At 74.8% G+C, this 26,057-nt stretch carries 29 protein-coding genes; 20 read left to right on the top strand and 9 right to left on the bottom strand.

The genetic code is table 11. The annotated features are described in order from the left end of the window. The first annotated feature begins 62 nt into the window (after window positions 1-62). Complete coding sequence (locus tag DMP17_RS19275) at window positions 63-3,443, top strand: pyruvate carboxylase (RefSeq protein WP_226355713.1); 3,381 nt, start codon at window positions 63-65, stop codon at window positions 3,441-3,443. 21 nt (window positions 3,444-3,464) lie between these two features. After that, entirely contained in the window at window positions 3,465-4,019 is a 555-nt protein-coding gene (gene rsmD, locus DMP17_RS19270) for a 16S rRNA (guanine(966)-N(2))-methyltransferase RsmD (protein ID WP_337830233.1), read from the top strand. Window positions 4,020-4,026: 7 nt separating this feature from the next. On the opposite strand, the gene DMP17_RS19265 is transcribed toward rsmD, so the two are convergent. The 3 genes from DMP17_RS19265 to DMP17_RS19255 are packed head-to-tail and all read right to left on the bottom strand — an operon-like array spanning window position 4,027 to window position 5,368. Next, window positions 4,027-4,695 carry an HAD family hydrolase gene (locus DMP17_RS19265; RefSeq protein WP_226355715.1) on the bottom strand — a complete coding sequence of 223 codons (669 nt, stop codon included), beginning with the start codon at window positions 4,693-4,695 and terminating at the stop codon, window positions 4,027-4,029. Continuing rightward, window positions 4,692-5,141: a PTS sugar transporter subunit IIA gene (locus DMP17_RS19260; protein ID WP_073578206.1), complete on the bottom strand. Its 450-nt coding sequence runs from the start codon at window positions 5,139-5,141 to the stop codon at window positions 4,692-4,694. The genes DMP17_RS19265 and DMP17_RS19260 overlap by 4 nt, the downstream gene beginning before the upstream one ends. Then, window positions 5,138-5,368, bottom strand: coding sequence for a glucose PTS transporter subunit EIIB (locus DMP17_RS19255; RefSeq protein ID WP_020626212.1), 231 nt, complete (start codon window positions 5,366-5,368; stop codon window positions 5,138-5,140). The genes DMP17_RS19260 and DMP17_RS19255 overlap by 4 nt, the downstream gene beginning before the upstream one ends. Before the next feature lie 168 nt (window positions 5,369-5,536). Between DMP17_RS19255 and DMP17_RS19250 the strand changes: the two genes are divergently transcribed. From DMP17_RS19250 to DMP17_RS19220, 7 genes are read left to right on the top strand one after another with little or no spacing between them, the layout of a single operon-like run. Beyond that, window positions 5,537-6,856 carry a PTS transporter subunit EIIC gene (locus DMP17_RS19250; protein WP_337830232.1) on the top strand — a complete coding sequence of 440 codons (1,320 nt, stop codon included), beginning with the start codon at window positions 5,537-5,539 and terminating at the stop codon, window positions 6,854-6,856. Between the two features lie 26 nt (window positions 6,857-6,882). Continuing rightward, entirely contained in the window at window positions 6,883-7,149 is a 267-nt protein-coding gene (locus DMP17_RS19245) for an HPr family phosphocarrier protein (protein WP_062404348.1), read from the top strand. Next, window positions 7,149-8,309: an N-acetylglucosamine-6-phosphate deacetylase gene (locus DMP17_RS19240; RefSeq protein WP_337832702.1), complete on the top strand. Its 1,161-nt coding sequence runs from the start codon at window positions 7,149-7,151 to the stop codon at window positions 8,307-8,309. The genes DMP17_RS19245 and DMP17_RS19240 overlap by 1 nt, the downstream gene beginning before the upstream one ends. Then, window positions 8,309-9,088 carry a glucosamine-6-phosphate deaminase gene (locus DMP17_RS19235; protein ID WP_337832701.1) on the top strand — a complete coding sequence of 260 codons (780 nt, stop codon included), beginning with the start codon at window positions 8,309-8,311 and terminating at the stop codon, window positions 9,086-9,088. The genes DMP17_RS19240 and DMP17_RS19235 overlap by 1 nt, the downstream gene beginning before the upstream one ends. A gap of 8 nt (window positions 9,089-9,096) precedes the next feature. Next, entirely contained in the window at window positions 9,097-9,843 is a 747-nt protein-coding gene (locus DMP17_RS19230; protein ID WP_226355718.1) for a GntR family transcriptional regulator, read from the top strand. Between the two features lie 30 nt (window positions 9,844-9,873). Further along, window positions 9,874-10,356 carry a pantetheine-phosphate adenylyltransferase gene (gene coaD, locus DMP17_RS19225; protein ID WP_226355719.1) on the top strand — a complete coding sequence of 161 codons (483 nt, stop codon included), beginning with the start codon at window positions 9,874-9,876 and terminating at the stop codon, window positions 10,354-10,356. A 59-nt stretch (window positions 10,357-10,415) separates the two neighbouring features. Next, window positions 10,416-11,168, top strand: a complete 753-nt coding sequence (locus DMP17_RS19220; protein WP_226355720.1) for a DivIVA domain-containing protein — start codon at window positions 10,416-10,418, stop codon at window positions 11,166-11,168. 46 nt (window positions 11,169-11,214) lie between these two features. On the opposite strand, the gene DMP17_RS19215 is transcribed toward DMP17_RS19220, so the two are convergent. Together DMP17_RS19215 and DMP17_RS19210 are read right to left on the bottom strand one after the other, a co-directional pair. Then, on the bottom strand, window positions 11,215-12,414 hold the full coding sequence (locus DMP17_RS19215; RefSeq protein WP_337830231.1) for an MFS transporter: 1,200 nt from the start codon (window positions 12,412-12,414) through the stop codon (window positions 11,215-11,217). A gap of 118 nt (window positions 12,415-12,532) precedes the next feature. Continuing rightward, complete coding sequence (locus tag DMP17_RS19210) at window positions 12,533-13,801, bottom strand: HNH endonuclease (protein WP_337830230.1); 1,269 nt, start codon at window positions 13,799-13,801, stop codon at window positions 12,533-12,535. 60 nt (window positions 13,802-13,861) lie between these two features. Between DMP17_RS19210 and DMP17_RS19205 the strand changes: the two genes are divergently transcribed. Further along, window positions 13,862-14,020 (top strand): hypothetical protein, encoded by a 159-nt coding sequence (locus DMP17_RS19205; RefSeq protein WP_337830229.1) that lies wholly within the window; start codon window positions 13,862-13,864, stop codon window positions 14,018-14,020. A gap of 287 nt (window positions 14,021-14,307) precedes the next feature. Here DMP17_RS19205 and DMP17_RS19200 read toward each other — a convergent pair whose 3' ends face one another. After that, a complete protein-coding gene (locus tag DMP17_RS19200; RefSeq protein ID WP_226355723.1) occupies window positions 14,308-14,805 on the bottom strand; it encodes a VOC family protein in 498 nt (165 codons plus the stop codon). 62 nt (window positions 14,806-14,867) lie between these two features. Between DMP17_RS19200 and DMP17_RS19195 the strand changes: the two genes are divergently transcribed. The 6 genes from DMP17_RS19195 (at window position 14,868) to mutM (ending at window position 19,338) form a co-directional block, all read left to right on the top strand. Continuing rightward, window positions 14,868-15,635, top strand: coding sequence for an AraC family transcriptional regulator (locus tag DMP17_RS19195; RefSeq protein WP_226355724.1), 768 nt, complete (start codon window positions 14,868-14,870; stop codon window positions 15,633-15,635). Window positions 15,636-15,739: 104 nt separating this feature from the next. Beyond that, on the top strand, window positions 15,740-16,840 hold the full coding sequence (locus tag DMP17_RS19190; RefSeq protein WP_337830228.1) for a MinD/ParA family ATP-binding protein: 1,101 nt from the start codon (window positions 15,740-15,742) through the stop codon (window positions 16,838-16,840). A gap of 26 nt (window positions 16,841-16,866) precedes the next feature. Next, window positions 16,867-17,442: a YceD family protein gene (locus DMP17_RS19185; protein WP_062400972.1), complete on the top strand. Its 576-nt coding sequence runs from the start codon at window positions 16,867-16,869 to the stop codon at window positions 17,440-17,442. A gap of 70 nt (window positions 17,443-17,512) precedes the next feature. Next, entirely contained in the window at window positions 17,513-17,695 is a 183-nt protein-coding gene (gene rpmF / locus DMP17_RS19180) for a 50S ribosomal protein L32 (RefSeq protein WP_020626225.1), read from the top strand. An 8-nt stretch (window positions 17,696-17,703) separates the two neighbouring features. Continuing rightward, complete coding sequence (gene rnc, locus DMP17_RS19175) at window positions 17,704-18,453, top strand: ribonuclease III (protein ID WP_226355725.1); 750 nt, start codon at window positions 17,704-17,706, stop codon at window positions 18,451-18,453. A 6-nt stretch (window positions 18,454-18,459) separates the two neighbouring features. Then, window positions 18,460-19,338, top strand: a complete 879-nt coding sequence (gene mutM, locus DMP17_RS19170; protein ID WP_226355726.1) for a bifunctional DNA-formamidopyrimidine glycosylase/DNA-(apurinic or apyrimidinic site) lyase — start codon at window positions 18,460-18,462, stop codon at window positions 19,336-19,338. Between the two features lie 13 nt (window positions 19,339-19,351). Here the strand turns inward: mutM and lysA are convergent, their stop codons facing one another. Next, complete coding sequence (lysA, locus tag DMP17_RS19165; protein ID WP_337830227.1) at window positions 19,352-20,686, bottom strand: diaminopimelate decarboxylase; 1,335 nt, start codon at window positions 20,684-20,686, stop codon at window positions 19,352-19,354. Between the two features lie 203 nt (window positions 20,687-20,889). On the opposite strand from lysA, the gene DMP17_RS19160 reads away from it, so the two are divergent. Continuing rightward, a complete protein-coding gene (locus tag DMP17_RS19160) occupies window positions 20,890-21,207 on the top strand; it encodes a PadR family transcriptional regulator (protein ID WP_226355728.1) in 318 nt (105 codons plus the stop codon). Next, window positions 21,204-22,391 carry an HAAS signaling domain-containing protein gene (locus tag DMP17_RS19155; protein ID WP_337830226.1) on the top strand — a complete coding sequence of 396 codons (1,188 nt, stop codon included), beginning with the start codon at window positions 21,204-21,206 and terminating at the stop codon, window positions 22,389-22,391. Before DMP17_RS19160 ends, DMP17_RS19155 begins: the two co-directional genes overlap by 4 nt. A 40-nt stretch (window positions 22,392-22,431) precedes the next feature. Here the strand turns inward: DMP17_RS19155 and DMP17_RS19150 are convergent, their stop codons facing one another. Next, window positions 22,432-23,478 (bottom strand): magnesium and cobalt transport protein CorA, encoded by a 1,047-nt coding sequence (locus tag DMP17_RS19150; RefSeq protein WP_226355730.1) that lies wholly within the window; start codon window positions 23,476-23,478, stop codon window positions 22,432-22,434. A 44-nt stretch (window positions 23,479-23,522) separates the two neighbouring features. Further along, window positions 23,523-23,915, bottom strand: a complete 393-nt coding sequence (locus tag DMP17_RS19145) for a hypothetical protein (RefSeq protein ID WP_226355731.1) — start codon at window positions 23,913-23,915, stop codon at window positions 23,523-23,525. Window positions 23,916-24,261: 346 nt separating this feature from the next. Between DMP17_RS19145 and kdpF the strand changes: the two genes are divergently transcribed. Beyond that, window positions 24,262-24,348: a K(+)-transporting ATPase subunit F gene (kdpF, locus tag DMP17_RS19140; protein WP_062400985.1), complete on the top strand. Its 87-nt coding sequence runs from the start codon at window positions 24,262-24,264 to the stop codon at window positions 24,346-24,348. Next, window positions 24,348-26,030, top strand: a complete 1,683-nt coding sequence (gene kdpA / locus DMP17_RS19135) for a potassium-transporting ATPase subunit KdpA (protein ID WP_337830225.1) — start codon at window positions 24,348-24,350, stop codon at window positions 26,028-26,030. Before kdpF ends, kdpA begins: the two co-directional genes overlap by 1 nt. Window positions 26,031-26,057: the final 27 nt, after the last annotated feature.

The following is a 26,057-nucleotide window of genomic DNA, read 5'->3' as shown; positions in this document are numbered from 1 at the left end:
CGTCCGTCGCGCGGGAACCCCCGTCGCGGCGGGCGTCGTCGCCGATCGTGATGAGGAGAACGATGTTCCGCAAGGTGCTGGTGGCCAACCGGGGCGAGATCGCCATCCGGGCATTCCGGGCCGCGTTCGAGCTGGGTGTCTCGACGGTGGCGGTGTTCCCGTACGAGGACCGCAACTCGCTGCACCGCGCGAAGGCCGACGAGTCCTACCAGATCGGCGAGCCGGGCCACCCGGTCCGCGCCTACCTGTCGGTGGAGGAGGTCATCCGCGCCGCGAAAAAGGCCGGCGCGGACGCCGTCTACCCCGGCTACGGCTTCATGTCGGAGAACCCCGACCTGGCCCGTGCCTGCGCCGACGAGGGCATCACCTTCGTCGGGCCGCCCACCGAGGTCCTGCACCTGACGGGCAACAAGTTCCGCGCCGTCGCCGCCGCCCGGGAGGCGGGCGTGCCGGTGCTGGAGTCCTCCGAGCCGTCGTCGGACGTCGAGGAGCTGCTCGCGGCGGCCGAGAACATCGACTTCCCGATCTTCGTCAAGGCCGTCGCCGGGGGTGGCGGACGCGGGATGCGCCGGGTCACCGAGCCCGGCGACCTGCGCGACGCGATCGAGGCCGCGAGCCGGGAGGCGGAGTCCGCGTTCGGCGACGGCACCGTCTTCCTGGAGCAGGCCGTCGTCAACCCGCGGCACATCGAGGTCCAGATCCTGGCCGACGCCGACGGCAACGTCGTGCACCTCTACGAGCGCGACTGCTCGGTGCAGCGCCGCCACCAGAAGGTCGTCGAGATCGCCCCGGCCCCGAACCTGGACCCGGAGCTGCGGGACCGGATCTGCGCCGACGCGGTGAACTTCGCGAGGAAGATCGGCTACGTCAACGCGGGCACCGTCGAGTTCCTGCTCGACGAGCGCGGCAAGCACCACTTCATCGAGATGAACCCGCGCATCCAGGTCGAGCACACCGTCACCGAGCAGGTCACCGACCGCGACCTCGTCATCGCCCAGCTGCGGATCGCCTCGGGCATGACGCTGCCGGAGCTGCGGCTGACCCAGGACGACATCACCCTCACCGGTGCGGCGATGCAGACCCGCATCACCACCGAGGACCCGGCCAACGAGTTCCGGCCCGACGTCGGCACGCTGTCGGTCTACCGCTCCCCGGGCGGCCCGGGCGTGCGCCTGGACGGCGGCACCGTGCACGTCGGCGCCGAGGTCTCCGCGCACTTCGACTCGATGCTGGTCAAGCTGACCTGCCACGGCCACGACTTCGCCAACGCCGCCCGGCGCGCCCGGCGCGCGCTGGCCGAGTTCCGGATCCGCGGCGTGGCGACGAACCTGCCGTTCCTCGCCGCCGTGCTGGAGGACGAGGACTTCAAGCAGGGCCGGGTCACCACCAGCTTCATCGAGGAGCGCCCGCACCTGCTCAAGGCCCGCCCGTCGGCCGACCGCGGCTCGCGCATCCTGCAGTACCTGGGCGAGGTCACGGTCAACAAGCCGAACGGCGACCGGCCGCTGGTCGTGGAGCCGGTCGACAAGCTGCCCGCCGGCGTCGACCTGGAGACGCCCGCGCCGGACGGCTCCGCGCAGCTGCTGCGCGAGCTCGGGCCCGAGGGCTTCGCGCGGCGGCTGCGCGAGCAGACCGCCGTCGCCGTCACCGACACGACGTTCCGCGACGCCCACCAGTCGCTGCTGGCGACCCGGATCCGGACCCGGGACCTGCTCGCGGTCGCGCCCTACGTCGCGCGGACCATGCCCGAGCTGCTGTCGCTGGAGTGCTGGGGCGGCGCGACCTACGACGTCGCGCTGCGCTTCCTCGCCGAGGACCCGTGGGACCGGCTCGCCGCGCTCAAGGCCGCGGCGCCCAACATCTGCACCCAGATGCTGCTGCGCGGGCGCAACACCGTCGGCTACACGCCGTACCCGACGGAGGTGACCGACGCCTTCGTGCAGGAGGCGGCGGACACCGGCATGGACATCTTCCGGATCTTCGACGCCCTCAACGACGTCTCCCAGATGCGCCCGGCCATCGACGCCGTCCGCAGCACCGGCACGGCGCTGGCCGAGGTCGCGCTCTGCTACACCGCGGACCTGTCGGACCCGGGGGAGAAGCTCTACACCCTCGACTACTACCTGCGCCTGGCCGAGGAGATCGTCGACGCGGGCGCGCACGTCCTGGCGATCAAGGACATGGCCGGCCTGCTGCGCCCGCCCGCGGCGAAGAAGCTGGTCACGGCGCTGCGGGAGCGGTTCGACCTCCCGGTGCACCTGCACACCCACGACACCGCGGGCGGCCAGCTCGCGACGCTGGTCGCGGCGATCGACGCCGGGGTCGACGCCGTCGACGGCGCGGTCGCCTCGATGGCCGGCACCACCAGCCAGCCGTCGCTGTCGGCGCTGGTCGCGGCCACCGACCACACCGACCGCGCGACCGGGCTGAGCCTGACCGCGGTCGGGGACATGGAGCCGTACTGGGAGGCGGTGCGGAAGGTCTACGCGCCGTTCGAGTCCGGCCTCGCCAGCCCCACCGGGCGGGTCTACCACCACGAGATCCCCGGCGGTCAGCTGTCGAACCTGCGCCAGCAGGCGATCGCGCTCGGCCTGGGCGACCGCTTCGAGCTGATCGAGGACTGCTACGCCGCCGCGGACCGGATGCTGGGCAGGCTGGTGAAGGTGACGCCGTCGTCGAAGGTCGTCGGGGACCTGGCCCTGCACCTGGTCGGGGCCGGGGTGGACGCCGCCGACTTCGAGAAGGACCCGGCGTCGTTCGACATCCCGGACTCGGTGATCGGGTTCCTGCGCGGGGAGCTGGGCTCGCCGCCCGCGGGCTGGCCGGAGCCGTTCCGGACCCGCGCGCTGGAGGGCCGCAGCCCGGAGGCGGAGAAGGCGGAGCTGTCCATCGAGGACCGCCGCGGGCTGCGCGACGAGCGTCGCCGCACGCTGAACCGGCTGCTGTTCCCCGGCCCGACGAAGGACTTCGACAGCCACCGCGAGCAGTACGGCAACACCGCGGTGCTGTCGTCGAAGGACTTCTTCTACGGGCTGGAGGAGGACCTCGAGCACACCGTCGACCTGGAGCCCGGTGTCACGCTGATCATCGAGCTGGAGGCCGTCTCCGAGCCCGACGAGCGCGGCTACCGCACCCTGCTGACCACGCTCAACGGGCAGCTGCGCCCGGTGGCGGTGCGCGACGAGTCGGTCGCCACCGAGGTGAAGGCGGCGGAGAAGGCCGACAAGGGGAACGACGCGCACGTCGCCGCCCCGTTCGCCGGGGTCGTGACGCTGCAGGTCGGCGAGGGCGACACCGTCGACGACGGCCAGACCGTCGCCACCATCGAGGCCATGAAGATGGAGGCGTCGATCACCGCGCACCGGGCCGGCACCGTCAAGCGGCTGGCGATCGGCCAGGTCACCCAGGTCGAGGGCGGGGACCTGCTGGTCGAGCTGGACTGAGCCGCACGGCACGATGGAGCGATGACCAGGCTGATCGCGGGCACGGCGGGCGGACGACGGCTCGCCGTGCCGCCGTCGGGGACCCGGCCGACCTCCGACCGGGTCCGTGAGGCGCTGTTCTCCGCACTCGACCACGACCCGGGCCTCGGCGGTGCCGCCGTGCTGGACGTGTGCGCCGGGTCCGGCGCGCTCGGGCTGGAGGCGCTGTCGCGGGGTGCGGCCGACGCGGTGTTCGTCGAGTCGGACAAGCGGGCCGCGGGGGTGCTGCGGCGCAACCTGGCCGCGGTCGGGCTCGGCGGGTCGGTCGTCACCGGGCGGGCCGGGACGGTGCTGGCCGGGCCCGCGCCGCGGGCGTTCGACGTCGTGCTCGTCGACCCGCCCTACGCGGTGCCCGACGACGAGGTCGCGGGCTGGCTGACCGCCGCCGCCACCCACGGCTGGCTCGCGCCCGGGGCGGCGGTCGTCGTCGAGCGGGCGAAGTCGTCGGGTGGGTTCGGCTGGCCCGCCGGGTTCACCGCGGGCCGGTCCCGCCGCTACGGCGACACCGTCCTGCACCACGGCTCGCTCGCGGGCTGAGCCCGGCTCAGGCCGCCGGGCCCAGCAGCCGGCCGGGCGTCAGGTCGGGCACCGTGCGGTGCGCCCCGGCGGCGGTCAGCTCCGCGTCCCCGGCCGTCGTCCGGACTCCGACGATGGTGCCCATCCCGGCCGCGACCAGCGAGGACACCCCGGCGACGGAGTCCTCGAACGCGACGCAGCCGGCCGGGTCGGCGTCGAGGCGGCGGCACGCGGTGAGGTAGCCCTCCGGGTCCGGCTTGCCGCGCACGACGTCCTCGGCGGTGACGACGAGCTCGACCAGCGGTGCCGTACCGAGCACGTCGCCCAGCACCCGGTCGGCCCAGCCGCGGCGGGCGCTCGTCACCACCGCGAGCCGGTGCCCGCGCCCGGCCAGCGACCGGAGCAGCGCGGGAGCGCCGGGGACGACGTCGACGTCGTCGGCGAGGGCGGTGCCGTGCCCGGCCAGCCGCGCGGCGAGCTCGTCGGGGTCGGTGTCGCGCCACGGCCCGTCGACCTCGCGCAGCGCGTCGGCCGCGCGGCGGCCCATGAACCGGTGCCGGTAGGTCTCGTCGTCGACCTCGGCGCCCCACTCGGCGAAGAACCGGGCCCAGGTCCGGCGGTGCACGTGCTCGCTGCGCACGAGGGTGCCGTCGAGGTCGAACACGACCGGGGCGCCGTCGGGAACGGTGCCCGTCACAGGCGGAACAGCTCGTCGCCGGCGCGGACCGTGTGCCCGGTGGGGGCGCTCACCGAGCCGGCGGGGGAGTCCAGCACGACGACCGGGCAGGTCGGCGCGAGGCCGGCCGCCCGCACGGCGGCGAGGTCGACGGTCAGCACCGGCGCGCCCCGCTCGACCGCGTCGCCCTTCGCGACGTGCGTGGTGAACCCGGCCCCGCCGAGCGAGACCGTGTCGATGCCGACGTGGACCAGGATCCCGGGGCCGCCGTCGGCGGTGATCACGAAGGCGTGCGGGTGCAGCGCCGCGACGGTGCCGGCGACCGGGGCCAGCACGACCGCCTCGGTGGCGTCCGCGGGCGGCTCGACGGCCGTCCCGCCGCCGAGCAGCTCGTCGCGGAAGACCGGGTCGGGCACCCCCGCGGGGCCGACCACCGCGCCGTCGACGGGTGCGACGACGGACGTCACAGCAGGTCCCGGACGTCGTCGCAGAGGTTCTCCGCCTCCGGCCCGATCACGACCTGCACGACGGTCCCGGACCGGACCACACCGTGCGCCCCGGCGGCCTTCAGAGCCGCGTCGTCGACCAGGCCGGGGTCGCCGACCTCGGTCCGGAGCCGGGTGATGCACGCCTCGATGTCGGTGATGTTCCCGGGCCCGCCCAGCCCCGCCACGATGTCGTCGGCCCTGCTCATGGGGTTTCTCCACCTCCGGTACCTACTGGTTATGACCAGTGTCTTGACAGTGCCGCGTTCCGCCCGCACCCTCACTGGTTATAACCAGACCGTACCGGTTGTCGAGGCGGCTCCACAACGCCCGCCGAGCCCGTCCGGTCGCCGATACTCGACGAGGAGTGCGAGTCCATGAGCACTGACACCTCCACGGCGGAGCCGGTACGACGACGGCCGGGACTGGCCGGGCTGCAGCGGCTCGGCCGGAGCCTGATGCTCCCGATCGCCGTCCTGCCCGCGGCCGGCCTGCTGCTGCGCCTCGGGCAGGACGACCTGCTCGGCGGCGTCGAGGCGCTGAAGCAGCCCGCGGCCGTGCTCGCCGCGGCCGGCGGCGCGCTGTTCGACCACCTCCCGATGATCTTCGCGCTCGGCATCGCGATCGGCTGGGCACGCCGCTCCGACGGGTCCACCGCGCTGGCCGCCCTCGTCGGCTACCTCGTCATGGACGGCGTGTTCACCGCGCTGTCCCCGGTGCTGCTGCCCGGGGTGCTCGACTCCAAGGGCGAGCAGGCCACGATCGACTTCGGGGTGCTGGGCGGCATCGTCGCGGGCCTGGTCGCGGCGGTGCTGTGGCAGCGCTTCCACCGCACGACGCTGCCGACCTTCCTCGGCTTCTTCAACGGCCGCCGGCTGGTCCCGATCCTCACCGCCGTGTCGATGATGGTGATCGCGTCGGTGCTGAGCCTGGTCTACCCGGTGTTCAACGCCGGGCTGACCGGGCTGGGCAACGCGGTCGGGGAGAACGCCGTCGTCGGCGGCGGGGTCTTCGGCCTGGTCAACCGGCTGCTGCTGCCGGTCGGGCTGCACCACATCATCAACTCGGTCGTCTGGTTCCTGGTCGGCGACTTCAACGGCGTGCACGGCGACCTGTCCCGGTTCTTCGCGGGCGACCCGACCGCGGGCACCTTCATGACGGGCTTCTTCCCGATCATGATGTTCGCGCTGCCCGCCGCGGCGATGGCGATCTGGCACGAGGCCCGTCCGGAGCGGCGCAAGGTCGTCGGCGGGATCATGGTCTCGGTCGCGCTGACCTCGTTCGTCACCGGCATCACCGAGCCGCTCGAGTACGCCTTCGTCTACGTGGCGTGGCCGCTGTACCTGATCCACGCGGTGCTCACCGGCACCTCGCTGGCACTGGTGAACGCGCTCGACATCCACAGCGGGTTCAGCTTCTCCGCAGGCGCCATCGACTACGTCCTCAACTTCGGCCAGTCCACCCGGCCGCTGTGGCTGATCCCGATCGGGCTCGCCTACGCCGTCGTCTACTACGTGCTGTTCCGCTTCGTGATCCGTCGCTGGAACCTGCGCACCCCCGGCCGGGAGGACGACGAGACCACCGGCACTGAGACCGCACCGGCCACCGTCACCACCGCGAACACCGAGCGCGCCGGGACCACCGACACCGCCGGCGCCACCGGAAGCACCGACACCGCAGGGCGGACCGACCGGTGACCGCCGCCGAGGAGCAGGAGAGCACCGTGCACACCCGCACCGCCGTCGTCGCGTCCCGGGTGGGGCTGCACGCCCGCCCGGCCGCGCTGTTCGCCCGCGCCGCCGCCGCCACCGGGCTGCCCGTCACCGTCGCGACCGACGGGAAGGACCCGGTCGACGCGCGCAGCGTCCTCGGGCTCATGACCCTCGGCGTCGTCTTCGGCGACGAGGTCGTGCTCCGGGCCGACGGCGACGGCGCCCCGGCTGCGCTGGACGGCCTCGTGACGCTGCTCGAGACGGACCACGACGCGTGATGCGTGACCGCGTGCTGCGCGGCACCGTCGTCACCGACGGCCGGCTGCTCCCGGACTCGGTCGTCGCGGTCGCGGGGGACCGGATCGTCGCGGTCCTCCCGGCCGCGGCGTACGACGGTCCGCTCCTACCGGCGTCGTCGTCGCTGCTGCTGCCCGGGCTGGTCGACGTGCACGACCACGGCGGCGCCGGGCACGGCTTCCCGGACGCGACGGCGGCGGGGGCGGCCGCCGCCGTCGCCCACCACCGCGCCCACGGCACGACGACGACGGTCGCCTCGCTGGTCTCCGCCCCGCCGACCGTGCTGGCGGAGCGGATCGCGACGCTGCGCCCGCTCGTCGTCGCCGGGGACCTGGCCGGGATCCACCTGGAGGGCCCGTTCCTGGCCGCCGCGCGGTGCGGTGCGCACGACCCGCGCGCGATCCTCCCGGGCGACCCCGCGCTGCTCGACGAGCTGCTGACCAAGGCCGACGGCGCCGTCGCGTCGGTGACCTACGCGCCGGAGACCGCGCACGCGGCGGACCTGCTCGCGGTGCTCGCCACGCACGGGGTGCTGCCGAGCATCGGCCACACCGACGCCGACGCCCGCACCACCGCGACCGGGATCGCACGGGCGGGCGGCGCGCCGATGAGCGCCACCCACCTGTTCAACGCGATGCCCCCGATGCACCACCGGGCGCCCGGGCCGGTCGCGGCGTGCCTGGCCGCGGCCGCCCGGGGCGAGCTCGTCGTGGAGCTCGTCGCGGACGGGGTGCACCTGTCGCCCGACACCGTCGCCGCGGTGTTCGACCTGGTCGGGCCGGACCGGGTCGCGCTGGTCACCGACGCGATGGCCGCGGCCGGGATGCCCGACGGCCGCTACCACCTGGGCACGATGCAGGTCCGGGTCGACGACGGCGTCGCCCGGATCCCGGACGGGCCCATCGCGGGCGGCACCGCGTGCCTGGTCGACGTCGTCCGCGCCACGGTCCGCGACGCGGGGGTCCGGCTGCAGGACGCGGTGCTCGCCGCGACCCGCACCCCGGCCCGGCTCCTCGGGCTCGACGGCGAGGTCGGGTCGCTGGCCCCGGGCCACCGCGCCGACGTGCTCGTCACCGACGCCGACCTGCGGCCGCAGCAGGTGCTGCGCGCCGGCCTGCCCGTCACCGGTGGGGGTGCGTGATGGAGATCGTGGTCCTCGACGACCCGCGGGCCTGCGGGCGGGCGGTCGCCGACGCCGTCGCCGACGTCCTGGCCCGCGACACCGGCCGGCCGGCGACCCTCGGGCTCGCCACCGGCAGCTCCCCGCTGCCCGCCTACGCCGAGCTGGTCCGCCGTCACCGCGACGAGGGGCTGTCCTTCGCCGGGGCCCGCGCCTTCCTGCTCGACGAGTACCTGGGCCTGCCCGCGGGGCACCCGCAGTCCTACCGCGAGGTCATCCGCCGCGAGCTCACCGACCACCTCGACATCGACCCGGCCGCGGTGCACGCCCCGGACGGCACCCGCGCGGACCCGGCCGAGGCCGCGGCGGACTACGAACGGCTGCTCGCCTCGTCCGGCCCGGTGGACCTGCAGATCCTCGGCATCGGCGGCAACGGGCACATCGGGTTCAACGAGCCCGGCTCGGCGTTCGGCTCGCGCACCCGGGTCGCGACGCTGACCGAGCGGACCCGCGCCGACAACGCCCGCTTCTTCGACCGCCCCGCGGACGTGCCGCACCGGGTGCTCACCCAGGGGCCGGCCACGATCATGGAGGCCCGGCGGATCGTGCTCGTCGCGACCGGGGAGGGCAAGCGCGCGGCCGTGGCGGCGACGGTGTCCGGACCGGTCACGACCGACGTGCCCGCGACCGTGCTGCGCGGCCACCCGCACTGCACGCTCGTGCTCGACCGGGCGGCCGCCGGGGAGCGGGCCGGGCCCGTCGCGGCCGGGCAGGTCGGCGCACCGGGACGGGGGCGGTAGTGGCTACGGTGGACAGCACCATGAACGGCGAGGTCCGGATCGGCGACGGGGTCGTCCCCAAGCACGAGCAGCTCCGCACCCTGCTCGCGGAGACGATCGCGCGGGACTTCGCGCCGGGCGACGCCTTCCCCAGCGAGCGCAGGCTGTGCCTGGACCACGGCGTGAGCCGGGTGACGGTGCGCGCCGCCGTCGGCGAGCTGGAGCGCGACGGGCTGCTGACCCGGGTCCGCGGCAAGGGCACCTACGTCGCCGCCCGCACCGCGCGCTCCCGGCTGCACCTCGCGTCCTTCCACGACGACATGCGCCGGCTCGGGCTGACCCCGACCACGGTCGTCCTCGAGGTCGCGCTCACCACCGGACCGCCGGAGGCCGTCCGCGCGCTCGGCCAGGGGCCCGACGGCCGGTGCTGGCACCTGCGGCGGCTGCGCGTCGCCGACGGGGTGCCGATGTCGATCGACGACGCCTGGTACGACGCCGAACAGGTCCCCGACCTCGACGTCCACGACCTCAGCGGCTCGGTCTACGGGATCCTGCAGGAGCACTACCGGCTCCCCATCGACCGCGCCGAGCAGACCGTCGCCGCCCAGCAGGCCGACGAGGCCTCGGCGGTCCTGCTCGGGATCCCCGCCGGGCACCCGATCCTGGTGTTCGACCGGACCTCCAGCTCCGGCGACCGGCCGGTCGAGTACACCGTGTCGCGCTACCGCGGTGACCGCTACGAGCTGCACATGTCGCTGGACCGCAGCTGGGCCTGACCGGTGATCACCGGCTGATAGGTTCCGGCCATGCCCGAGGTCCGTCGCGCCGTCTGCCCCGGTTCCTACGACCCGCCGACGGTCGGTCACCTCGACGTCATCGCCCGCACCGCGGCGCTGTTCGACGAGGTGTTCGTCGCGATCCTGGTGAACCCCCGTAAGGAGGGGCTGTTCTCCGTCGACGAGCGCGTCGCGATGCTCACCGAGATCACCGCGGACCTGCCGGGCGTGCGGGTCGAGTCGTTCCAGGGTCTCGTCGTCGACTACTGCCGCGAGCGCGGCGCCCGGGCGATGGTCAAGGGCCTGCGCGGGGCGACGGACTACGACTACGAGCTCCCGATGGCGCACATGAACCGGCACCTGACCGGGGTCGAGACGCTGTTCCTGCCCGGTGCGCCCGGCCAGGTCTACGTGTCGAGCTCGCTGGTCAAGGAGGTCGCCCGCGGCGGCGGCGACGTCACCGCGTTCCTCCCGCCGAGCGTGCACACCCGGCTGCTGGACCGGCTCGCCTGACACGCGGGAGCGGCGCCCAATAACGGGTCCGCGCCCGTGACGGTGAGAGGATCCGTCGCGTGTACCGGGTCTTCGAGTCGCTGGACGCGCTGGTGACGATCGTCGAGGAGGCGCGCAGCGTCCCGATGACGTCGAACTGCGTGGTCCCGCGCGGCGACGTGCTGGAGCTCCTCGACGACGTCCGCGAGGCGATCCCGGGCGAGATGGACGACGCCCAGGACGTGCTCGACCGGCGCGACGACGTCGTGTCCGAGGCCGAGCGCGAGGCGGAGGAGACCCGGACCGCGGCGAACTCCGAGGCCGAGGAGACGCTGCAGAACGCGCGCACCGAGGCCGAGCGGCTCGTCGCCGAGGCCCAGGAGGAGGCCGGGCGCACCCTGGCCGAGGCCCGCCACGAGGCGGAGCGCGCGGTCGCCGAGGGCCGCCGCCAGTACGCCGAGGTCACCGACCGGGCCCGGGACGAGGCCGAGCGGATGAGCCACGCCGGCCGGGCCGCGCACGACCGGCTCATCGCCGACGGGCAGAACGAGCAGACCCGGCTGGTGTCCCAGACCGAGGTCGTCCGCTCCGCACACGCCGAGGCCGGCCGGATCGTCGACGGCGCGCACGCCGAGGCCGACCGGCTGCGCCGGGAGTGCGACGACTACGTCGACACCACCCTGGGCGAGCTGGAGACCACCCTGAACAACGCGCTCGGCGTCGTCGGGCGCGGGCGCAGCCAGATCTGGCGCGGCCAGTACGGCCCGAACTACGGCGGCGGACGGCCGCCGGAGCAGGGCCGCACCGGCACCGGGATGGACCTGATCGACTGACGGCCGCGGCGGCCCGGGGAGTCCCGGCGGCGCGCCGGCGCGGCGCTCACCCGGGGTCCACCGTGCCGCGGAGCCGGAGCGCGGCCCCGGCGGCGCCCACGACCGACATCACCACGACCACACCGCACAGGACCGACGCCACCGGCGCCAGGCCCCACACGTCGACCGCGGCCCCCGCCAGCAGGCTCGCCACGGCGGCCGCGAGGTAGCAGTACAGGTAGACCGCGGCGAGGGTGCCGGCGCGCGTGCCCTCCGGGCTCCGGTCGAGCAGGACCCGGATCGCGCCGGCGAACGCGACACCGAACCCGGCCCCGGCCACGACCGCGGCGGCGAGGTAGGCGGCGAAGCTGCCGAGGGCGATCGCGCCGACGAACCCGGCGGTGCCGGCCGCCAGCACGACGGCCCCGCCGGTCAGCGCGCGGGCAGCGGGCAGCCGGGCGGCCGCGAGCCCCGCCGCCGGTCCCGCGAGGTGGTAGACCGCGACGGCCAGGGCGCCGCTGAACAGGTCGTCGCGGCCCAGCACGGAGGTCGCGAGCGACGGGGCCAGCGCCTGGGTGAACCCGCCGAGGACGTAGGTCGCCGCGACGACGACACACACCATCGGGAACACCCGGCGCGCGGCGCGGGGCACCCGGACCTCCGGCCGCAGCGACCGCAGCGCCCCGGGCCGCCGGGCCGTGGTCTCCGGCAGCAGGGCGAGCGCCACGGCGGCCACGACGAGCAGTCCTGCTGCGACGACGAAGGACCAGACGGGTGCGCCGCCCGGCGCGAGCTGCACCGCGGCTCCGGAGGCGAGCGCGCCGAGCGCGATGCCGCCCGGCGGTGCGCCGCTCGTGATCGCCCCGGCCAGCCCGGGACGCGTCGGGGGCGCCAGGTCGACGACGTAGCCGCCGAGCGCGGCCAGCGCGAGCCCCACCGACACCCCCTGGACCGCCCGCCCGATGATCAACGGCACGGACGAGTCGACGGTCGCGAGGACCAGGCACGCCACCGCGCCGACGATCAGCGCGGGCACCGCCACCCGGCGCCGGCCCACGTGGTCGGACAGGCTGCCGCAGCACAGCAGGGCGGCCAGCAGCGGCACGACGTAGACGGCGAACGCCCCGGTGAGCGCGACCGTCGAGATGCCGTAGGACCGCTGGTAGACGACGTAGAGCGGTGCCGGCACCCCGGCCGCGGCGCAGACCACCACGAAGGACACCGACGCCGTCGCGAAGGCCAGCGGGAGCGATCGGGGCCGGAACACCGGTCTCAGGTCGCCGGGACGACGGACGGCGGAGCAGCGCAGATCACCGTCCGAGACTAGGCGCTCCGGAACGGCATCCAGGAGCGGAGGGCCCGCGGCACACCGTCCGACGACCGGGTCAGTCCGGTCCGCGGTAGGTGTGCCCGGTCGGGGTCCTGGTGACCACCGTCCCGTCCGGGGCCCGGGCGATGTGCCAGCCGGGTTGTTCGCGGACGTGGTTGTGGAACTCGCAGACCCCGCGTCCGTTGTCCAGCTCGGTCCGCCCACCGTCGGCATCCCGCTGGATGTGGTCGACGTGGCGGACGGGTGCGTCGCAGTAGGGCTCGGTGCACCGGTTCTGCGCCCGGGCTTTCACGAGTGTGGCGAGCAGTCCGGTGAAGGTGCGCTGTCGGGAGTCCCCGCCGATCACGATGCCCTGGTCGGTGAGCAGCCGGCGCAGGGACTTCGTCCCCTCGCTGGTGGCGAGCAGGTCTACCGGAACGGGACCGAAGCCGGGGATCTCCGCGGGGAGCGGGGACTGCGAGTCGAGCAGGGCCTGGACCGGGACGGTGACCTGTACGTCCAGGTTCACCGCCGTCGCGGTGGCCTGACCGGTGACCCGCTCCACCAGGGTGTCGGCCAGGACCTGCCCACGGGTGCGGGTCAGCGGTTCGGGGTCGACCTGGACCTCGACGAACGCCTTCTGCAGCGCGGCCAGACAGGCGGCGCCCTGCTCGACCGGCACGTAGGCGGTCAGGTAGCTCATCGCATCCGGCGCGGGTCGCAGGGTGACCCGGCGCTCGGCCTTGGCCGCGTGGACCCGGGCGCGGAACCGGTCGGGGGCGATCTCGGCGACCAGACGCCGGGTCATCGCCCGCAGCCGCCCGATCCCGTACCGGGTCAGGTCACGCACGGCGGCGAGCCGGGCATCGACCCGCGCCCGCTGAGCTGTGTTGAGGTCGCGGCACTCGACGGCGATCGCGGTGACCTTGGCGGCGCTGAGCTGCCCGGCCTCATGGAGGCGTCGGATGTCGTCGAGCCCGGCGTGCAGGTCGCGGGCGTCGGCGACGCGGGTGCGGGCCTCGGCGGTGGAGACCCGGCAGGCCAGCTGGACCTGGGCGATCACGCTGCGGTGGATCTTGTCGAAGTCGCTCCGGTCGTCGACACGCCGGTTCTCGACATGGGCCTGGGCGAAGACCCGGATCCGGCTCGCCTGGAGGGCGGCCAGGGAGGCCTGGAGGGCTTCGATCTCCTGGATCTGGTCGATCAGCTCGGCCTCGGACCACGCGCAGGTGTCGGCGCTCAGGGCCTGTTCGACGAGGAACCGGAGCAGGGTGAGGTCACCGGACGGGAACCCGCCGCCGGGCACGCCGGTGGCGTGGGCGGGTGGCTCCTGGGTCGCGGTCACACCATCGAGGATGCTCGAACGTGTGTTCGATCGCTAGTTTCCGTTCGCGATTGCGAATTCATGAGCTGTGGGAACGTCGGTGTCGTCGTCGTCCGGGAGGTGCTGATCGTCGGTGCGGGGGACGGGCCGCGCCCGTGCCGCGCGAACGAGACCACGAGCGCGGTGCACTGCAGCCCGAGCCTTGGGCAGGGGCTCGAGGGCGCGTTCAAGGCCGGGTAGGTGCGTCTGGTTGCGGGAAAACTTCCCGAGGTGCTCCCGCGCCCGTCCAGATCCGCTGTCCGACCAGGACCGCGGTATGAGCCCGGTCGAACCGAGTCCATCGCCGGATCGGGGCCCGAGCCCGGGAGTGCGCCCGCCGCCCCACCCTGCGACCGCGCGCCCCGGGCCGCGCGCCTGGCACCCCGCGACCCGGCGAGTGCCCGCGCCGGCGCCCGCGCGACCGGACCCCGAAGCCTCGATCGCGACCGAGCCCCCCACAACGCGATGCCGACCGGGCCGCCGCGTCCTCAACCCTGCTGCGCCGCCCACTCCTCGACCCGGCGCCCGCTCTCCTCCGGCGACAGGTCCTCCACCCGGGTCATCACCGCCCACCGCACCCCGTACGGGTCGACGACCGAGCCGAACCGGTCCCCGGACACGAACGTCGAGACCGGCTCGCGCACCGTCGACCCGGCCTCGGCCAGCGTCGCGACGGCCGCGTCGACGTCGGGCACGTACACCGCGAGCGACAGCGACACCGGGTGGTCGCCCGCCGGGGCGGCGACGAGGCCGTAGTCGGGCATCGCGTCGGAGACGGTGAACCGGCCGGCCGCCAGTTCCAGCTCGGCGTGCCCGACCATCCCGCCCATCTCGGTGACCGAGAGCACCCGGGCCCCGAAGGCGGCGCAGTAGAGTTCGATCGCCGCGCGGGCGGGCGATGCCACCAGGTGCGGGGTGAGTGAGGTGACCCCGTGCGGACGGCCGTCGGTGGTGTGGGCGCCGGTGACGCTGCTCGTGAGCTCCATACGACGAGCCTCCCCGCCCCGCGGCGGCGCGGATTGAACATTGCCGACAAGGGGGGTGGCCGATGACCGTCGAGTCGCGCGGACACCTGAACCCGGGTGCCCCCGAGGTCACGCTCGACCGGGTGCCCATCGGGCTCGACGACCTCGTCCGGTGGGTCTGGACCGCCCGCTGGGACGTCCGGCCGGGACGCACGGTGCGCCAGCGGGTGCTGCAGTACCCGGCGTTCAACCTCGTGACCGACCCGGTCACCGCGACGCTGCACGGGCCGCGCACCGGCGTCGACGTCCGGGAGCTGGCCGGGCGGTCCTGGGTCGTCGGCGTCCTGCTGCGGCCCGGCGCGACCTCGCTGTTCACGGCCACCGCACCCGCCGCGCTGCGCGGGACCGCCGAGGAGGTCCGCGGCGCGCCGGTGGCGGAGCTCACCGCGGCCGTGGCCGGCGGCGACCCGGCCGCGACGGTGCGGGACTGGCTCGCCCCGCTGGCCGACCGGGTCACCGACGCCGGACGCCTGGTCAACCGGGCCTGCGCGCTGGCCGAGTCCCGCGCCGACGTCCTGCGCGCCGACCAGCTCGCCGAGCTCGTCGGTGTCGCGCCGCGGACCCTGGAACGCCTGGTCCGCGGTCACATCGGACTGACCCCGCTGTGGCTGATCGAGTGCCGTCGCCTGCAGCACGCCGCCGCGGTGCTCCGGACCGACCCGGACACCGCGCTGGCCGGGCTGGCCGCCGATCTCGGCTATGCCGACCAGGCCCACTTCACCCGTCGCTACCGGGCGGTGCTCGGCGAGACGCCCGGCGCGACCCGGCAGGCGGCCCGCGCGGCCGGGTGATCACGGGTACTGCTGCGACACAGGTGCTTCACCACGCGCAGTCGCTGTGGTCGGATACGCCGGACGCAGGAATCCAGGTCACCCGCCGTACTACTCTCCCGCGCATGGCACGCCGGCCCGAACCCGACCCGACGACCTGGTGGGCACGCTACGGGCACCGGCTGGAAGGACCCCCTGTGACGAACCCGGCGCAGCCCCCGGCCGAGGCCGCGGCCCCTGCGGTCCCCGAGGCCCCGCGTCCCGAGCTCCCCCGCTCCGAGGCCCCGCGCGGGAACCCCGGGGCGGCCGCGGCGGACCTGCGTGAGGACGCCATGCTGCGCGCGCGGCCCGACCGGCCGCGCACCGGCTGGCGTCGCGCCCTCTACGACGTCACCGGCGGCCGTGTGAACCCGGGCCCGAGCGACGCCGAGGAGCTCCGCTCCGGGCTGCTGACCCGGGTCCGCGCGCCGCTGGCCGGGGCGCACCGGGTGGCGGTCATGTCGGTGAAGGGCGGCGTCGGCAAGACCACGGTCGCGGCCTGCCTCGGACAGGCGCTGGCCGAGCACCGCGGGGACCGGGCCGTCGTCCTCGACGCCAACCCCGACGCCGGCACGCTCGCCGACCGCCTCACCGGCGACTCCCGGATCACCGTCCGCGAGCTGCTGAACGACCTGGACTCGGTCGGCACCTGGACCGACGTGTCCCGCTACACGAGCCTCGCCGGGCGCCTGCAGATCCTGGCCTCGGAGCAGGACCCCGCCTCGGGAGAGGCGTTCTCCCGCGACGAGTACGAGCGTGTCGTCGACCTCCTGGGCCGCTTCTTCAACATCATCATCACCGACTCCGGCACCGGGATGGTGCACTCCACGATGCAGGGCACCCTCGCGCGCGCCGACTCGGTGGTCGTCGTCGGGGCCCCGACCGTCGACGGTGCGGGCCGGGCCAGCAAGACGCTGGACTGGCTGGTCGCGCACGGCCACGGCGACCTCGTCCGCGACGCGGTGGTTGTGCTGTCCTGCGACCGGCGCAGCGCCGAGGTCGACGCCGCCCGGATCCGCGAGCACTTCGCCCAGCGGGTGCGCGGCGTCGTCGAGGTCCCGCACGACCCGCACCTGGCCACCGGCGGCCGGGTCGACCCGGCCCGGCTCCGCCCGGCGACCGCGGACGCGTTTCTGGAGCTGGGCGCCCTGGTCGCCGACGCGTTCGACGTGCGACGACGCGACTGAACGGGCCGCGTACGCTGGTCCGCGAGATGAACACCGCGCGCAGCCAGAACCGTCCCGACGACAACCCCTGGGTCCTCTCCACCCGTGAGCTGGCCCGCCGCCCCGGCAACCAGCGCACCGTGGCCCGTACGGTCCCCGCGCCGTCGGGCGACGCCGAGATCGGCCTGACCGGGGTGATCACCGTCCCTGGCGGGTCCGACGTCGAGCTCGACGTGTCCCTGGAGTCGGTGACCGAGGGCGTCTACGTCTCCGGCACGGCCGACGCCCGGCTGGCGGGGGAGTGCTCGCGCTGCCTGGAGCCGATCGGTGAGGACGTGCAGGTCCGGATCGGCGAGCTGTTCGCCTACCCGGACTCGGTCACCGAGGAGACCACCGACGCCGACGAGATCCCGCGCCTGGTCGACGAGCGCATCGACCTCACCCAGACCGTGCGCGACGCGATCGTCACCGAGCTCCCGATGGCGCCGCTGTGCCGCGAGGACTGCCCCGGTCTGTGCGTCGAGTGCGGCGAGAGGTGGGCCGATCTCCCGTCGGATCACGGGCATGAGACACTGGATCCTCGTTGGGCGGCGCTCCGTGAGCGCCTGCCCTCCACCGACTGAGCGGCGGCTCCTCGTGAGCCCGCTCCCCGGTGGGCAGACCTGATCGTTCGAAGTACCGAGGAGTGTCATCATGGCCGTTCCCAAGCGCCGGATGTCGCGGTCGAACACGCGTGCGCGCCGGTCGCAGTGGAAGGCCACTGCGCCGACCCTGGTCGCCTGCTCGAACCGCGCCTGCCGTGAGCCGAAGCTGCAGCACATCGCCTGCCCGACCTGTGGGCAGTACGACGGCCGTCAGGTCACCAGCCCGGCCTGATCGCAGCAGTGGGCGACAAGAGCGTGACCGGTCCGGTGACGGACCGGTCACCTCTGCTGTCCGCACTCGGTGTGGACCTGGACGAGGCGCTGCTCACGCTGGCGCTGACCCACCGGTCCTACGCCTACGAGCACGGCGGACTGCCGACCAACGAGCGCCTGGAGTTCCTGGGCGACTCGGTGCTGTCGATCGTGATCACCGAGCGGCTCTACCGGGACCACCCGGACCTGCCCGAGGGGCAGCTGGCGAAGCTGCGCGCGAGCGTGGTCAACATGCACGCGCTCGCCACCGTCGCGGTGGCGCTGCCGACGCCGGACGACGGGCCGCACGGCCTCGGCGCGTACCTGTACCTGGGGCGCGGTGAGGAGCTGACCGGTGGCCGGTCGAAGGCCAGCATCCTGGCCGACGCCACCGAGGCGCTGCTCGGCGCGGTGTACCTCGCGCACGGCCTCGAGCCGTCCCGCGAGCTGATCCACCGGCTGTTCGCGGACCTGCTGCACAGTGCCCCGCTGCTCGGCGCGGGCCTGGACTGGAAGACCAGCCTGCAGGAGCTCACCGCCGCCGGCGGGCACGGCGTGCCCGAGTACCGGATCGACGAGGAGGGCCCGGACCACCTGAAGGTGTTCACCGCGACCGCCGTCGTCGGGGGTCGTGACCTCGGCAGCGGCGAGGGGCGCACCAAGAAGGAGGCCGAGCAGAAGGCGGCAGAGATCGCCTGGCACGCGCTGTCCGACGAGAGCGCCGGCTCCTCCCGGTAGCCGTCGATGCCGGAACTGCCCGAGGTCGAGGTCGTCCGCCGCGGCCTCGCCGACCACGTGCTGGACCGGCGGATCGCCCGCGTCGAGGTGCTGCACCCGCGCGCGGTACGCCGGCACCCGACCGGCGCGGACGACTTCACCGGCCGGCTGACCGGGCGCACGCTGTCCGCGGCCGCGCGGCGCGGCAAGTACCTGTGGCTGGAGCTGGACACCGCAGGCCCCGGCGACGACGCGCTGCTCGCGCACCTGGGCATGTCCGGGCAGATGCTCGTCGAGCCCCCGGACGCGCCCGACGAGAAGCACCTGCGGGTCCGCGTCCGCTTCGACGACGACGGCCCCGAGCTCCGCTTCGTCGACCAGCGCACCTTCGGCGGGCTGTCGGTGCACCCGCTCGCCGCGGCCGCGGGCGGCGGCCTGGTGCCCGAGCCGGTCGCGCACATCGCGCGCGACCCGATGGACCCGGCGTTCTCGGCCGACGACGCCGTCGCGGCGCTGCGTCGCCGTCGCACCGAGGTCAAGCGGGCGCTGCTCGACCAGACCGTCGTCTCCGGGATCGGCAACATCTACGCCGACGAGGCGCTCTGGCGGGCCCGGCTGCACGGCACCCGGCCCACCGAGAAGCTCACCCGGGCCCAGGGCCACGCCGTCCTCGACGCCGCGACGACCGTCATGCACGAGGCGCTCGCCCAGGGCGGGACCTCCTTCGACGCGCTGTACGTCAACGTCAACGGCGCCTCGGGCTACTTCGACCGCTCCCTGAACGTCTACGGCCAGGCGGACCGGGCGTGCCGTCGCTGCGGCACCCCGATCCGTCGGGACGCGTTCATGAACCGCTCGTCGTTCACCTGCCCGCGGTGCCAGCCGGCGCCGCGGCCCCGTCGCTGAGCGGCGCCCGAGGTCAGGAGCAGTCGCGGCGCAGCAGGTCCTCCGGGGTGTCGCGGCGCAGCAGCGGCAGCGACGCCCCCGCGGCGACGGCGACCACCGGCGGGCGCGGGACCTGGTTGTAGGTCGAGGCCATCGACGCGTGGTACGCGCCGGACACCGGCACCGCCAGCAGGTCCCCGGGCGCGACGTCGGCGGGCAGCCGGACGCCGTCGGCGATCACGTCGGAGGACTCGCAGTGCCGCCCCGCCACGCGGACCGTCTCCAGCGGCGCCCGGGTGGCGCGCCCGACGAGCCGGACCGGGTAGCGGGCGCCGTAGAGGGCGGGGCGCGGGTCGTCGCTCATGCCGCCGTCGACCAGCACGGTGGTGCGGCCGTCGCCGCAGCGCTGCACGGCGCCGACCCGGTAGAGCGTCACCCCGGCCCGGGCGACGACCGCGCGTCCCGGCTCGACCAGCAGCCGCGGCTCGTCGATCCCGTGCGCCGCGCAGGTCCGGGCCAGGGTGCCCCGCACGGCCCGGCCGAAGGTCGCCGGGTCCAGGCAGGGCTCGCCCTCGGCGTAGCCGACCGCGTGGCCGCCGCCCAGGTCCAGCTCGGCGACGGTGATCCCGTACCGCGCGCGCAGCGCCGCGAGCACGCCCACCATCCGGACCGCGGCGCGCTCGTAGCGCGACACCGACGGCACCTGCGAGCCGAGGTGGCAGTGCAGCCCGGCCAGCTCCAGCTCCGGGCGGGCCAGCACCCGTCCGGCGACCTCGCACGCCTCGGCGGGCGGCATCCCGAACCACGACGACGCGGTGCCGGTCGTGAGCCCCGGGTGGGTGCCGGCGTCGACGTCTGGGCTGATCCGCAGCAGCACCTTCTGCCGGTGCGGCGCGAGCGCGGCGATCCGGTCGACCTCCGCCGCCGAGTCCAGCACGATCCGCCCGACGCCCGCGGCGAACGCCGCCTTGAGGTCCTCGTCGGTCTTGACGGTGCCGTGCAGCACGATCCGGTCGCCGGGCAGCCCCGCGGCCGCGGCCACCGCGACCTCGCCGCCGGAGCAGGCGTCGACCGAGCAGCCCTCGTCGGCGACCAGGCGGGCCATCCCGCGGCAGAGGAACGCCTTGCCGGCGTAGACGATCTCGGCGTCGGGCAGCGCGGCCCGGTAGGCGCGGCAGCGGGCGCGGACGTCGGCGGTGTCGAGCACCTGCACCGGGGTGCCGAAGCGGGCGGCGAGCTCGGCGAGGTCGACCCCGCCGATCTGCAGGGCGCCGTCGGAGGTCGCGCGGGTCGTGACCGGCCACAGGCCCGGCTCGAGGCGGGCGGCCAGCGTCGGGCGGAGGGAGGGGAGCAGGTCGGCGAGGGTCACCGGGATGACTCCTTGGTGGCGGGCGCCCGGTGCGGGCGCCGTGCCCCTCCGTTGTCACCCCGCGGGCGCCTCCGTGCCCGCTCCCGCTACGCCGCCCTGACGCGGCCGGTGCCACCGCTGGCGGCACCTTGACACGCACAGGGTGCAGTGGTGCGCGCACTACTGCGCACTGCGTAGTACTCTTCGGTGCGCAAGGAGGTGCGATGGACACCAGTCAGCTGCTCAAGGGAGTGCTCGATCTCGCGGTGCTCGCCGTGCTCGACCGCGAGGACGGGTACGGCTACGAGGTCGTCCGCGCGCTGCGCGCGGCCGGGCTCAGTGAGGTGGGGGACGCGTCGGTCTACGGCACGCTGCGCCGGCTCTACGGTGCGGGTCTGCTGACCTCCTACGTCGTCCCCAGTGAGGAGGGGCCGCACCGCAAGTACTACGCGATCAACGAGCCGGGCCGGACCCGGCTGCAGGAGACGACCGACCGGTGGCGCGCGTTCGCCACCACGATGGAAGGCCTGGTGGGCACGTGAGCACCGACGGCACCGGCGGCCCCGACGGCGCCGCCACGACCCGGATCGGCGACCCGGTCGGCACCGAGTACCTGCTCGGGCTGCGGGAGGCGCTGTCCGACCTGCCCCCGGCGGAGGTCGAGGAGATCGTCGAGGACGCGCGGGGCCACCTCGCCGACCTCTCCGACGAGCTGGGACCCGGCTTCGACCGGGCCGCGGTCCGCGAGCGCCTCGGCACGCCGGAGGCCTACGCGGCGGAGCTGCGCGCGGCCGCGGGCTATCCGGCCCCGCAGGCGTCCGCCGAACGCCCCCGCACGGGCGGGGCGTGGTTCGCGGTGATCGCGCTCCTCGGCGCCACCGGCCTGATGGCCCTCGCGGGCCTCGCCGTGTGGCAGGTCGGGCCCTCGGCGGCGCTCCCGATGTTCCTCGCGGCACTGGCCGCCGGGGCCGGGGCGCTCGCCGTGTGGTCCGACGGGCCGGGGCAGCCGTCGGTCGCGGCGCTGCCGTCGGTGGTGGCGCTGCGGGAGCGGATCGCCCGGACCCGCGACGACGGCGGGGTCGGCGCGTTCGTCCTGACCCTCCAGCCCGGCTGGTGGGTGCTGCGCGGGCTGGTCGCGGCCGGCTTCGTCGGATGGGTGTTCGGCGGGGGCGGGTCCGCCGGGTTGCTGATCACCGTCGTCCTCGCCGTCGCCGCGGTTCCGCTGTCGGTGCTGCTCGGCCGCCGCAGCGCGGCCGACCGCCGGCTGCTGTGGGCCGTGGTGCCGCTGAACGCACTGGCCGCGGGCCTGCTGGTGGCCGGGGTGCTGGCCCAGGGGCAGGACCGCGACACCGACGTCTCGTCGTACACGCCGCCGCCGGGGCTGACCCTCGACGGGAACACGGTGTCCGACGTGCGGCCCTTCGACGCGAAGGGCAGGCCGCTGACCGGGGTCTACCTGTTCGACGAGAACGGCCGCCCGCTCGCCGTCGACGACGGGTACTGCCCCACCGACGGCTCCGCGGCCACCTCGACCGCCCCGGCGCCCGGGCCGTACCCGCAGGGTGTGCGCACGACCGACCCGTCGTCGGGGGAGTGCGTGACCGTGCCCCCGCCGCCGCTGGTCGTGACGATCCCGCAGACCACGGCGGCCCGTCCGAGCACGCAGGCGCCCACCACCGCGCCGCAGGCGACCCCGGCACCGGCCACACCCGGAGCCGGCGGCTGAGCCGGGGGCCGGGCGTCCACGGGGGGTGGACGCCCGGCCCTCAGAGCCAGTCGTTGTGCTTGAACGCCAGGTACAGCCCCAGCCCGAGCAGCAGCATCAGCCCGATGGCCATCGGGTAGCCCAGCGCCCAGTGCAGCTCCGGCATCTCGTCGAAGTTCATGCCGTAGATGCCGGCGATCAGGGTCGGCGCGAACAGGATCGCCGCCCACGACGACACCCGCTTCATCTGCTCGTTCTGCGCGAAGCCCGCCTCGGTGAGCCGGGTCATCTCCTCGTTCTGCCGCTGCGCGACCAGGGTGGAGTTGACCGTCAGGATGTTGCCGAGCAGGTCGCGGAACCCCTCGACGCGCTCCCGCACCCGGGTGGCGTGGTCGATCACGTCGCGCATCGCCCGGCGCAGCTCCAGGTCCGGGGCGTCGCCGGACTTGGCGAACCGGGCCCGCAGCTCGACGAAGATCTCCTGCAGCGGCTCGACGGCCCGCTGGAACGCGATGACCTGCCGGGTCAGCTGGTAGATGCGCCGCGACACGTTCGGGTCGCCGCGGAAGACCTGCACCTCGATCTCGTCGATGTCGTCCTGCAGGCCGTCGAGGACGGGGAAGTAGTCGTCGACGACCCGGTCCAGCACCGCGTAGAGCACCGCCATCGGGCCGTGCGAGAGCAGGTCCGGGTCGCCCTCCAGCCGGTCGCGGACCTCGCCGAGCTGCGGCTCGGCGGCGTGCCGGACGGTGATGACGAAGTCCGGGCCGAGGAACAGGTGCACCTCGCCGATCTCGACGACCTCGTCGGAGTCGACGTAGCGGGCCGGGCGCAGCACCACGAACTCGGTGCTGCCGTAGCGCTCCAGCTTGGGCCGCTGGTGGGCGTTGACGGTGTCCTCGATCGCCAGCGCGTGCAGCCCGAACTCCGCCGCGACCTGGTGGATCTCGTCGACGCCCGGCCGCAGCATGCCGATCCAGCAGAACGCGGGTGCGTCGCCGCCGTGGTCGGCACGGCAGCCCTGCAGCGCCTCGACCGCGCTGTCGACGGAGTCGGGCGCCGCCGCCCGCTTGCCGTCGACGTAGACCGCGTTGTCGATCACCGACATGCACAGACCTCCCCGCCGGGCCGGCCGGGCGGGTGCCCGGGCCGTCACCGAGCAGGGTAACCAGCGCTGTGCCGCGCAACCGCCGGGACGAGGTGGGTGACCAGCGCGGTCGCCAGCAGCCCGGCCAGGAGTTCCAGGTCCCGCGCGCCGGTGTGCAGCTCGGCGAGGCGGTGCAGCCCGAAGCCGTCGGCGAACCCCCAGCAGACCGCCGCGGCGGCCAGCGCACCGGCCGCCGTCGTCGCGACGGCGAGGGCCGCCGTCCCCACCACCGCGACGGCGACCGCGACCGCGGCGACGAGGCCGGGCCCCGCACCGGCTGCCCCCGCGGCACCGGAGGCGAGCCCCGCGGCGACGCCGGTGGCGATCGCGGCGACGAAACCGGCGCCCCCGGACAGGGGCGGCGGCGGGACCGGACGGGCGGGGCGGCGCTGCAGCATGCGCGGGAGCGTGCGCCCCCGGCGGCGGACCGGCCGGGCTCCTGACGCGGTGTTGGCGTCGTCACGCGCGTGTGTTGACGGGTTCCTGAGACCGACCGCCCGTCCGGGGGACGTGATGGCCACCACCGGGCGTCAAGAACGCGTCAACGCGCGACCCGGTGGGCGTCAATCCGCCGTCATCGCCGTGGGCGCGACCCCCGGTGCGGCGCACGATCCCCGCAGCCCGCCGGACATGCCGGCGGGTGGGCACGACCGAGGAGAGTCCCGTGGCCGACCTGGCCTACATCGCGTTGCTGGTGGCGTCCTTCGCCGTCCTCGCGCTCACCCTGCGCGGGATGGAGAAGCTGTGATCGCGAACATCGCCGGGGGTGTGCTCGCCCTGGCCCTGCTGGTCTACCTGGTGATCGCGCTGCTCCGCCCGGAGCGGTTCTGATGGCGGGGCTCGCGCAGGCGGCGGCGCTGGTGGCGCTGCTCGCCGTGACCTGGAAGCCGCTGGGCGACTGGATGGCGCGGGTCTACACCGACACCCGGCACTGGCGGGCCGAGCGGCTCGTCTACCGGGTCTGCCGGATCGACGCCGCGTCCCCGCAGCGCTGGACGACCTACGCCGCGGGCGTGCTGGGCTTCTCGTTCGTCTCGATCGCGCTGCTCTACCTGATGCAGCGGCTGCAGGCCTTCCTCCCGCTCGGGTTCGGCCGCGGCACCGACGGCGCCACCTCGGTGTCGCCCGCGATGGCGTTCAACACCGCGGTGTCGTTCGTGACCAACACGAACTGGCAGTCCTACGTGCCCGAGCAGGTCCTCGGCCACACCGTGCAGATGGCCGGGCTGACCGTGCAGAACATCGTGTCCGCCGCCGTCGGCATGGCGGTCGCGGTCGCACTCGTCCGCGGCTTCGTCTCCCACGGCGCGGCCGGCGACGACGAGGGGGGCCGGATCGGGAACTTCTGGGTCGACCTGACCCGCGGCGTCGTCCGGATCCTGCTGCCGATCGCCGCCGTCGCCGCGGTCGTGCTGGTCGCCACCGGGGTGGTGCAGTCGCTGCGCTCCGGCGTCGACGTCACCACCGTCGACGGCAGCACGCACACGCTGGCGCTCGCGCCGGCCGCGTCGCAGGAGGCGGTCAAGGAGCTCGGCACCAACGGCGGCGGCATCCTCAACGCCAACTCCGCGCACCCGTTCGAGAACCCGAACCCGCTGTCGAACCTGCTCGAGATCTTCCTGATGCTCGTCGTCCCGGTCGCGCTGACCCGCACGTTCGGCGTGCTGGTCGGGCGGGTCCGCCAGGGCGTCGTGCTGCTGTCGGTCATGGGCGGGCTGTGGGCGCTGTTCCTCGCCGCGACCTGGCTCGCCGAGCTGCACCCCAACGGCCCGGCCGCGCTCGCCGCGGGCGGGGCGATGGAGGGCAAGGAGGTGCGCTTCGGCATCCCCGGCTCCGCCCTGTTCGTCGTGTCCACCACGGGCACGTCCACCGGGGCGGTCAACGCCACCCACGACAGCCTCACCGGGGCGGGCGGCGGCGTCGCGCTGCTGAACATGCTGCTCGGCGAGGTCGCCCCCGGCGGCGTCGGCTCCGGGCTCTACGGCCTGCTGGTGCTCGCGGTCATCGCGGTGTTCCTGGCCGGGCTGATGGTCGGGCGCACCCCGGAGTACCTGGGCAAGAAGCTCGGCCGGCGCGAGATCACCTACGCCGCCGTGTCGATCCTGGTCATGCCCGCGTTCGTCCTGATCGGCGCGGGCCTGGCCATCGCACTGCCCGGCACCGCGGGAGCACTGGGCAACACCGGTGCGCACGGCTTCTCCGAGGTCCTCTACGCCTGGGCCTCGGCGGCCAACAACAACGGCTCCGCGTTCGGCGGGCTCACCGCGACCAGCGACTTCTTCCAGGCCGGGCTGGGGCTGGCCATGCTGTTCGGCCGGTTCGTGCCGATGCTGGCGGTGCTGGCGCTCGCCGGCTCGCTGGCCCGCCAGCGCCGCGTCCCGGCCGGTGCCGGGACGCTCCCGACCGACGGCCCGCTGTTCGCCGGCCTGGTCGGCGGCACCGTGCTGCTCGTGTCCGCGCTGACCTTCTTCCCGGCGCTCGCGCTCGGCCCGATCGCCGAGGCCCTCTCGTGACCGCCACCCACCACCACCGCGCCGAGT

This window comes from Pseudonocardia sp. TMWB2A (assembly GCF_017312135.1).
Note: the sequence above shows the minus strand (reverse complement) of the source record. Positions and strands in the feature narration are given on the sequence as shown.